This is a genomic window from Pseudomonas sp. 39004 (assembly GCF_028682155.1).
Classification (GTDB): Bacteria; Pseudomonadota; Gammaproteobacteria; order Pseudomonadales; family Pseudomonadaceae; genus Aquipseudomonas; species Aquipseudomonas capeferrum.
The window spans coordinates 22464-31594 of sequence record NZ_JANIAG010000054.1 but is presented as its reverse complement, the minus strand read 5'-3'; the positions used below and the strand labels follow the sequence as shown (position 1 = coordinate 31594).

General features: G+C 63.6%; 9 protein-coding genes. 5 read left to right on the top strand and 4 right to left on the bottom strand.

The annotated features are described in order from the left end of the window. The 4 genes from NP534_RS12035 to pdxH all read left to right on the top strand — a co-directional run. The coding region (locus NP534_RS12035; protein ID WP_274098839.1) for a beta-galactosidase at positions 1–1208 on the top strand (1208 nt) is incomplete at its 5' end. Positions 1209–1328: 120 nt separating this feature from the next. Continuing rightward, positions 1329–2474: a serine hydrolase domain-containing protein gene (locus tag NP534_RS12030; protein ID WP_274098838.1), complete on the top strand. Its 1146-nt coding sequence runs from the start codon at positions 1329–1331 to the stop codon at positions 2472–2474. Between the two features lie 98 nt (positions 2475–2572). After that, positions 2573–3559, top strand: a complete 987-nt coding sequence (locus NP534_RS12025; protein ID WP_274098837.1) for an OmpA family protein — start codon at positions 2573–2575, stop codon at positions 3557–3559. Positions 3560–3578: 19 nt separating this feature from the next. Further along, on the top strand, positions 3579–4226 hold the full coding sequence (gene pdxH / locus NP534_RS12020; protein ID WP_274098836.1) for a pyridoxamine 5'-phosphate oxidase: 648 nt from the start codon (positions 3579–3581) through the stop codon (positions 4224–4226). Between the two features lie 38 nt (positions 4227–4264). Here the strand turns inward: pdxH and NP534_RS12015 are convergent, their stop codons facing one another. Further along, positions 4265–4498, bottom strand: a complete 234-nt coding sequence (locus tag NP534_RS12015; protein ID WP_033702634.1) for a hypothetical protein — start codon at positions 4496–4498, stop codon at positions 4265–4267. A 149-nt stretch (positions 4499–4647) separates the two neighbouring features. Here NP534_RS12015 and NP534_RS12010 point away from each other — a divergent pair, with 149 nt between their 5' ends. Further along, positions 4648–5112: a glycine zipper 2TM domain-containing protein gene (locus NP534_RS12010; protein WP_033702633.1), complete on the top strand. Its 465-nt coding sequence runs from the start codon at positions 4648–4650 to the stop codon at positions 5110–5112. A gap of 80 nt (positions 5113–5192) precedes the next feature. Here NP534_RS12010 and nhaA read toward each other — a convergent pair whose 3' ends face one another. The 3 genes from nhaA to NP534_RS11995 form a co-directional block, all read right to left on the bottom strand. Beyond that, entirely contained in the window at positions 5193–6368 is a 1176-nt protein-coding gene (nhaA, locus tag NP534_RS12005) for a Na+/H+ antiporter NhaA (protein ID WP_274098835.1), read from the bottom strand. A 249-nt stretch (positions 6369–6617) separates the two neighbouring features. After that, a complete protein-coding gene (locus NP534_RS12000) occupies positions 6618–8225 on the bottom strand; it encodes an NAD(P)/FAD-dependent oxidoreductase (RefSeq protein WP_274098834.1) in 1608 nt (535 codons plus the stop codon). Between the two features lie 103 nt (positions 8226–8328). Further along, a complete protein-coding gene (locus tag NP534_RS11995; protein WP_033702630.1) occupies positions 8329–9003 on the bottom strand; it encodes a COG3650 family protein in 675 nt (224 codons plus the stop codon). Between the last annotated feature and the right edge of the window lie 128 nt (positions 9004–9131).

Here is a 9131-nt window from a genome sequence, read left to right as displayed (position 1 = left end):
ACTTCAAGCAGGGGCGCTGGTTCGACTTTTATGCCGCCAATATCCAGCGCACCTATGGCAAGCCTTGCCCACCCAGCGTCGAGGGCCAGCCGGCAGCCGATTGCCCACCGCAGGTGCTGGATGCCACGCGCTGGCAGGCGCACGCGCTCGATCGCCTGCAAGCCTGGGGTTTCAATACCCTGGGTAACTGGAGCGACCCTGGCCTGGGCCAGGCCAAGCGCATGCCCTATACCTTGCCGCTGTCGATCGTTGGTGACTATGCCAGTATCAGCACCGGCATGGACTGGTGGGGCAGCATGCCCGACCCCTTCGACCCTCGCTTTGCCATGGCTACGGAACGTGCTGTCGCCATCGCTGCCCGGGACCACCGCGATGACCCCTGGCTGATCGGCTACTTCGCCGACAACGAACTGGCCTGGGCCGCACCGGGCAATGACCCCAAGGCGCGCTACGGGCTGGCCTATGGCACCTTGCGCCTGACCACCGATGTGCCCGCCAAGCGCGCCTTCCTCAAGCAGCTGCGTGACAAGTACCGCAACCAGGAGGGGCTGTCCAAGGCCTGGGGGATCGAACTGTCCGCTTGGGAGCTGATGGAAGACCCAGGGTTCGAGGCGCCTTTGCCCAGCCCCGAGCACCCGGAGATCGAGCGGGACTACCAGCACTTCCAGCAGGTGTTCGCCGAGACCTACTTCAAGACCATCGCCGACTCGCTGAAGTGGCATGCGCCCAACCACCTGTTGCTTGGCGGCCGTTTTGCGCTCAGCACACCGGAGGCGGTCAAGGCCTGCGCCGAGTTCTGCGATGTGCTGAGCTTCAACTTCTATACCCTCAAGCCCGAGGACGGTTACGACTTCGCTCGCCTGGCCGAGCTGGACAAGCCGGTGCTGGTGTCCGAGTTCCAGTTCGGTTCCCGCGACCGCGGGCCATTCTGGCCGGGGCCTCTGGAGGTGGCGCGTGAAGAGGACCGAGGGCCGGCCTATGGCAACTTCCTCAAGGCCGCGTTGGCGCAGCCGATGATCGTCGGCGCGCACTGGTTCCAATACCAGGACCAACCGGCCAGTGGGCGGTTGCTCGATGGCGAAAACGGCCACCTGGGGCTGGTGGCGATCACCGATGTGCCCTATCCGGGGTTCGTGGAGGCCGTACGCAAAAGCAACCAGCAGGCCATTGGTCAGTTGCGCACGCAGCTGGCCAAGCCGCTCCCCTGAGCCATCGGGGCCGTCAAACGGCCCCTTTGCTGGCGACCATCGAGCCTAAGCCAGTTTGCAAAACCGCCAACTACTGAAACAATGCACGCCATTTTCAGACGGTCGTACGGAGAACAGCGGGTGCAGATCCAGGGTCACTATGAGCTGAAGTTCGAGGCGGTGCGTGATGCCTTCGCCGAGTTGTTCGATGATCCCCAGGAGCGTGGTGCGGCGCTGTGCATCCAGGTGGGCGGCGAGACCGTGATCGACCTGTGGGCGGGCACCGCCGACAAGGACGGGCAGCAGGCCTGGCACAGCGACACCATCGCCAACCTGTTCTCCTGCACCAAAACCTTCACTGCGGTCACCGCCTTGCAGTTGGTGGGCGAGGGCAAGCTGGCGCTGGACGCTCCGGTGGCCCGTTACTGGCCCGAATTCGCCCAGGCCGGCAAGCAGTCCATCACCCTGCGCCAGTTGCTCAGCCATCGCGCGGGCCTGCCGGCCATCCGTGAACTGCTGCCTGCCGAGGCATTGTATGACTGGCAGGCGATGGTCGATGCCCTGGCCGCCGAAACCCCTTGGTGGACGCCTGGAGCCGAACACGGTTATGCCGCCATCACGTACGGCTGGCTGATCGGTGAGCTGATCCGCCGCGCTGATGGTCGTGGCCCAGGCGACTCGATCGTGGCCCGTACGGCGCGGCCGCTGGGGCTGGACTTTCATGTCGGCCTGGCCGACGAAGAATTCCATCGCGTGGCGCATATTGCGCGCGGCAAGGGCAACCCCGGCGATGCCGCTGCCCAGCGCCTGCTGCAGGTGACCATGCGCGAGCCTGAGGCGCTGTCCACCCGCGCCTTTACCAACCCGCCGGCGATTCTCACCAGCACCAACAAGCCCGAGTGGCGGCGCATGCAGCAGCCGGCGGCAAACGGCCACGGCAATGCCCGTAGCCTGGCCGGGTTCTATGCCGGCCTGCTCGATGGCAGCCTTCTTGAATCCGAGCTGCTCGACGAACTGACGCGCGAGCACAGTATCGGCCAGGATCGTACGCTGCTGACCCAGACCCGTTTCGGCCTGGGCTGCATGCTCGACCAGCCCGAGGTGGCCAATGCCACCTTTGGCCTCGGTGCCCGCGCCTTCGGGCACCCTGGCGCGGGCGGCTCGGTAGGTTTCGCCGACCCGGAGCACGATGTGGCCTTTGGCTTTGTGGTCAATACCCTGGGCCCCTATGTGCTGATGGACCCAAGAGCGCAGAAACTGGTACGCGTGCTTGCCAGTTGCCTTTGATCGGGTAATGCGGGTATTGGCCAACCCCTTTGACTATCCTCAATGCCAACGCCTGAATGCGTAGGCAAAATTTCTTTCTATTTCATGGTGTATCGCTGATGTCTTCACATAAAACCTTAGCACTCGCCCTGTGCCTGACCGCCGTTACCGGCTGCGCCAGTCACTCCCCGGACGCCGCGAAGGGCAGTGGCTCCAGCTGGTGGCCTTTCGGTTCGGACCAGGTTGCCGAGCAGGAAGTGAAGGAAGCCGTCACCGAAAAAGTGGCCAAGGCCGATGCCAAGTCGGAAAGCGCCAGCCGCTGGTGGTGGCCATTCGGCGGTGACGACAAGCAGGCCAAAGGGCCGGTCGTGCCGAAGATCGACCAGAAGGCTACCCAAGCCTGGCTGGACGAATACGAGCCCAAGCTGCGTGAAGCCATCAAGGACAGCAAACTGGAGCTGGAGCGCCGTGACAATGTCCTGGCGGTGACCATCCCGGTGGACAGTTCGTACAACCCTGACCGCCCGAACATGCTGCTGCCGATGACCCTGGGGCCGATCACCCGCGTAGCCAAGACCGTCGAGGGCGATGCCAAGACCGCCGTGCTGGTATTGGGCCATGCCGACAGCAGCGGTGCTGCGGCTGTCAACCAGAAGCTCAGCCTGGAGCGCGCCGCTTCGGTGTCGGCGATCTTCCGCCTCAGTGGCCTGCAGCGTGATCGCCTGATCCTCAAGGGTATGGGTTCGGTCATGCCGCGTGCCGCCAACGACAGCGCCGAAGGCCGTGCCCTGAACCGCCGTGTGGAAATGCTGCTGACGCCGCAGAACACCATGGTCGCGCTGTTGGCCAAGTACCAACAGGCCACGCCGGCACCTACCCCAGCTTCGATGGTTGCTGTTCAGGATGCCAAGGCGCCTGCCGTTAAGGCTGCCACCAGCAAGCCCGCCGCCAAGGCCGCTGCCAAACCTGCTGCGAAGAAGCCTGTCGCCAAGGCCAAGGCACCTGCCAAGACTGCTGCCAAGAAGAAGGCCGCACCGGTCAAGCCCGCTGCCAAGAAGACCGTTGACAAGAAAGTAGCCGCCAACAGCCCTGCGAAGACCAACTGATCGTCAAGGAAACGCAGCCATGACCCAATCCCTGGCCGATATGCGCCGCGACTACACCCGTGATGGCCTGGCTGAAGCCCAGGCCCCGGGTGAGCCGTTCGCTTTGTTCCACCAGTGGTTCGCCGATGCGGTGAAAACCGAGCAACCCCCGGTCGAAGCCAACGCCTTGACCCTTGCCACGGTCGATGGCGAGGGCCGCCCCCATTGCCGCGTACTGCTGCTCAAGGGGCTCGATGAGCGTGGCTTTACCTTCTTTACCAACTACGAAAGCGCCAAGGGCCAGCAGTTGAAGGCCAACCCTTTCGCCGCCATGACGTTCTTCTGGCCGGCGTTGGAGCGCCAGGTGCGGATCGAAGGGCGGGTTGAAAAGGTCACGGCCAAGGAGTCGGACGACTACTACCAGGTGCGCCCTCTGGGCAGCCGCCTAGGGGCCTGGGCCTCGCCTCAGAGCCAGGTCATCAGTGGCCGGGAAGCATTGGAAGCGTTGGTGAAGGCGACCGAAGCACGGTTCTCCGACACACAGCCGCACTGCCCGGAGCATTGGGGCGGGTATCGCCTGTTGCCTGAGCGGATCGAGTTCTGGCAGGGCCGTACCAGCCGCTTGCATGACCGGATGAACTATCGTCTGGTCGATGGGCAATGGCTGCGGGAGCGGTTGGCGCCCTGAGATCTCTGGGGCTGCGCAGCAGCCCCAAGGTTGCAACGCTACCCTTGATAAGCTGCCGCCTCACGCGCCAACCACTCCGCCAGCGCCTTGCGCCTGACCTTCTGCACCCGCGCCTGCTCCAGCCGCCGCAGCATGTACTCACGCTTGCGCACATCCTCCCCGGCCAGCGACAGCGCCAGGTCGCGGTCCATCCAGCGGCGCATCCGCACATACAGCCACCCATGGAAGTACAGCCCAGCGACAGTCGTGACCACGACGATGAAGTAATCCATGGCTATCCTTGGTCTCACTTGAAAGGCCCACGATACAGTCCAGGTAGGCTGTACCCAGGCTGAATGAAAACAATTTTATTACGTCTGTGCCGTGACAGCCGTCAATGTGCAGCGTCTAATGAACACCGATGACTTATGGAGACTTACCCATGCGTAAATCCGCTTTGCTGGTGGCGACCTTCACCACCATGTCGCTGTTGCTGGGGGGCTGTGCCTCGAGCCTGACCGGCGATAGCTACTCCCGTGATGAGGCCCGTCGCGTGCAGACCGTACGCATGGGGACCATCGAATCCCTGCGTCCGGTCAAGATCGAAGGTACCAAGACCCCGATCGGTGGTGGCGCGGGTGCCATTGTCGGCGGCGTTGCCGGCAGCGCAGTCGGTGGTGGTCGCGGCAGCATCGTCGCGGCAGTAATTGGTGCGGTTGCCGGTGGCCTGGCAGGTTCTGCCGCCGAAGAAGGCATCACCCGTACCCAAGGTGTGGAAATCACCGTGCGTGAAGACGATGGCAGCATGCGTGCCTATGTGCAGGCCGTTCAGGAAAACGAGATTTTCCGGGTTGGCGAACGTGTTCGCATCATGACCGTCGACGGTACCAGCCGCGTCTCGCACTGAGCCTTGCACAGGCTGTAGCGCAAAAACGCAAAACCCCGATCTGGCCACGCCAGTCGGGGTTTTTTCATGCCGCTTCTACTTTAGTGCGCGCGGGGGGCGCGGCTGGCCATGGCGGTAACGGCATAGCCGACGACCGCAGCGATGAACGAGCCGGTGAGAATGCCCATACGGTCCATGCCCGCATAGTCACTGCTGCCTGGCACGAAGGCCAGGGAACCTACGAACAGGCTCATGGTGAAGCCGATGCCGCAGAGTATCGCCACCCCCAGCAACTGCCCCCAGCTGGCACCCGCAGGCAACGCCGCCAGGCGAAGCTTGATCGCAAGCCAGGTCAGGCCGAACACCCCCACGGTCTTGCCCGCCAGCAAGCCGACAGCGATACCCAGCGGTACCGGGTGGGTGAAGCTTTCCACCGTCATGCCGGCCAACGAGACACCGGCGTTGGCGAACGCGAACAGCGGCAGAATGGCATAGGCCACCCAAGGGTGCAGGGCGTGTTCCAGCGACAGCAACGGCGAGCTTTCCGCGTTGCGGGTGCGCAGCGGAATGCACAGCGCCAGGGCGACACCGGCCAATGTGGCGTGGACACCGCTCTTGAGCACGCATACCCAAAGCACCAGGCCGATGATCAGGTAAGGCCCGAGCTTGACTACGCCAAGCCGGTTCATGGCTATCAGCGCTACCAGGCAGGCAGCGGCCAGCATAAGCGACACGCTCGACAAGGTGCCTGAGTAGAACAGCGCAATGACGATGATCGCACCCAGGTCATCAATGATCGCCAGGGTCATCAGGAACAGCTTGAGCGACGCCGGTACACGCTTGCCCAGCAATGCCAGCACGCCAAGGGCAAAGGCGATATCGGTGGCGGTGGGGATGGCCCAGCCGGCGACGGCTGCAGGGTTGTCGCGGTTGATGAACCAGTAGACCAGTGCCGGTACCACCATGCCACCCACTGCGGCGGTAGCGGGCAGGATTACCTGCGAGGGCTTCGACAGCTGGCCGTCGACCACCTCGCGCTTGACCTCCAGGCCGATGAGCAGGAAGAACAGCGCCATGAGGCCGTCGTTGATCCACAGCAGCAAAGGCTTGGCGATCTCCAGCGCACCAACCTTGACGGCGACCGGGACGTCGAGCAGGCCGTTGTACAGGTACGACAAAGGTGAGTTGTTGATGACCAGAGCAAGGATGGCCGCAGCGATCAGCAGCAGGCCGCTGGCGGCTTCGAGCTGAAAGAATCGGGTGAAGAGGCTACGCACGGGCTATGGGCTCTCCATGAGAGGTTGATTACGGAACGGGCGTACACCCTAGCTTGTGGCGATATGCTTTAAAACAAAAACTATATTCGTTTTTGTTATATGGTATTGCCGCCTTGGCTGTGGGAAGCCTAGACGCAGCTGAGGAATGGTGAGGTAGGGAAAATCTGATTATTCGCGCAGACTTTTCTGGCGATGGTCATGCCCCCTGCGCAGGCTTGCCCGCGCAGGGGGCGCATGACACTTGCTGCCTTACAGTCCGAGCATGTCCCGCGCTACCGCCTCGGCAATGCGAATGCCATCGACACCTGCCGACAGGATACCGCCCGCGTAGCCTGCGCCTTCACCCGCCGGGAACAACCCCCTCATGTTCAGGCTCTGGTAGTCCTCGCCACGGGTAATGCGCAGCGGCGAAGAGGTACGCGTCTCGATACCGGTCAACACCGCGTCATGCAGGTTGTAGCCCTTGATCTGCCGATCGAATGCCGGCAACGCTTCGCGGATCGCCTCGATGGCGAAATCCGGCAAGCTGGGCGCCAGGTCACCCAGGGTCACGCCTGGCTTGTACGAAGGCTCGACACTGCCCAGGGCAGTGGACGGCCTGCCGGCCACGAAGTCACCGACCAACTGCGCCGGGGCCTGGTAGTTACTGCCACCCATGACATAGGCGTGCGCCTCCAGGCGTTCCTGCAGCTCGATGCCGGCCAGCGGGCCGCCCGGGTAGTCGCGCTCGGGGTCGATGCCGACGACGATGCCGGAGTTGGCATTGCGTTCGTTACGCGAATACTGGCTCATGCCGTTGGTCACGACGCGGCCAGGCTCGCTGGTGGCGGCGACCACGGTGCCGCCTGGGCACATGCAGAAGCTGTAGACCGAACGGCCGTTCTTGGCGTGATACACCAGCTTGTAGTCGGCAGCGCCCAGTTTCGGGTGGCCGGCATATTTGCCCAGGCGCGCCTTGTCGATCAGTGTTTGCGGGTGTTCGATACGGAAACCGACCGAGAACGGCTTGGCCTCCATGAATACGCCCTTGGCATGCAGCATGCGGAAGGTATCGCGGGCACTGTGGCCCAGGGCCAGGACCACATGGCGCGAGTGCAGTTGCTCGCCGCTTGCCAGCACCACGCCGGTCAGCTGGGCGTTGTCGGTCAGCAGGTCGGTGACCTTCTGCTCGAAACGCACTTCACCGCCCAGGGCGATGATGTCCTGGCGCATCTGCTCGACCATGCCGGTCAGGCGGAAGGTGCCGATGTGCGGTTTGTTGATGTAGAGGATCTCATCCGGCGCGCCGGCCTTGACGAACTCTTCGAGCACCTTGCGGCCGTGGTGCAGCGGGTCCTTGATCTGGCTGTACAGCTTGCCGTCGGAGAAGGTCCCGGCGCCGCCTTCGCCGAACTGCACGTTGGATTCGGGGTTGAGCACGCTCTTGCGCCACAGGCCCCAGGTGTCCTTGGTGCGCTGGCGTACTTCCTTGCCGCGTTCGAGGATGATCGGCTTGAAGCCCATCTGCGCCAGCAGCAATCCGGCAAAGATACCGCAAGGGCCAAAGCCGACCACGATCGGGCGCTGTGCGAGCTCGGCGGGGGCGTGGCCCACGTACTTATAGGTGACGTCGGGGGCTACGCCGATGTTGCGATCGTCTTCGAACTTGCGAAGCAGCTCGGCCTCGTTGCTGGCTTCGAGGTCGATGGTGTAGATGAACAGCAGTTCGCTGTTTTTCTTGCGTGCGTCGTAGCTGCGCTTGAACAGGTTGAAGCTGAGCAATTGCTCATCGTTGATGCCCAGGCGCTGGACGATGGCTTCGCGCAGGGCTTCGTCGGGATGGTCCAGGGGCAGCTTCAGTTCGGTGATTCGTAGCATGGCAGGGTCCAGTATCCCGGCCATGGGCGGCCGGCGGCTTTACACAAACCGCCAAGTATAAGCTGTTCGCCGCCCCGACTGGCAGGATAAAAGCGCCCGGTGATCAGTTGTCGCGCGCACCGCCGTAGTAACCGCAGCCTTGCAGGGTCTTGCCGTCGATCCGCAGCTCGGCGCGCAGGTGGCGCACCGCCCCGGTGGCGACGTCCACGCAGCGTTGCGGTGCGACCCAAAGCTCCACGTGCTGGCCGTTGGCCTCGCTGGTCAGGGTCAGGCCGCCACCTGGCACTTCCTCTTCCAGAAACGGCAGGGGCAGCGGCGCTTGGCCAACCCGGCTGACCACCATGCCCTTGCCGCTGGCCTTGATGTCCCAGTCGGGTTCGTGGCCGTTGGCGCGCAGGGTCAGTTGCTTGAAGTTGGGGTCTTCGCAGGCGCGGGTCGAGGGTTCCAGGCGGTACAGTCGGCGCACTTCGAGCTGGCCGTCGTTGGTGGCCTGCTTGCTGCCGGTAAGGCGCCCGCGCACATCGGCGAACAGCTTGTCGCCGGCATCCTTGGCGAGGTTGGCGGCTTCCTGCAGGACCCCGGTGCCAGCGACGTCGTTGATCACGAAACGGCGGCTTTCATTGCAGGGTTTGAACAGCAGCTGACCACCGGCGGCGCTCAGTTCGCCCTGCATGCGCGTGGTGCCGATGTTCGGGTCGCTTGGGGTGTCAGCCATCAGTTGGCAACCGGCGAACAGGGGCAGCAGGGCGGTGAGCAGCAGGGTAGGGGTGAGGCGCATGGGGCGGGCTCCGGCGATGTTCCTGAAAGCTGGCCACGTTACGCAGGGTGCACGGGGATCACAAGCATTGTCGGTATCCGACTCAGGCCACATGAACCCAACAGGCAGAAAAAAGGGCCCGAAGGCCC

Excerpts from the sequence above, each read along its gene's own strand:
- NP534_RS12015 (WP_033702634.1), bottom strand. The coding sequence starts at position 4,498 with ATGGATTACTTCATCGTCGTGGTCACGACTGTCGCTGGGCTGTACTTC.
- NP534_RS12010 (WP_033702633.1), top strand. The coding sequence starts at position 4,648 with ATGCGTAAATCCGCTTTGCTGGTGGCGACCTTCACCACCATGTCGCTG.
- NP534_RS12000 (WP_274098834.1), bottom strand. The coding sequence starts at position 8,225 with ATGCTACGAATCACCGAACTGAAGCTGCCCCTGGACCATCCCGACGAA.
- NP534_RS12025 (WP_274098837.1), top strand. The coding sequence starts at position 2,573 with ATGTCTTCACATAAAACCTTAGCACTCGCCCTGTGCCTGACCGCCGTT.
- NP534_RS11995 (WP_033702630.1), bottom strand. The coding sequence starts at position 9,003 with ATGCGCCTCACCCCTACCCTGCTGCTCACCGCCCTGCTGCCCCTGTTC.
- pdxH (WP_274098836.1), top strand. The coding sequence starts at position 3,579 with ATGACCCAATCCCTGGCCGATATGCGCCGCGACTACACCCGTGATGGC.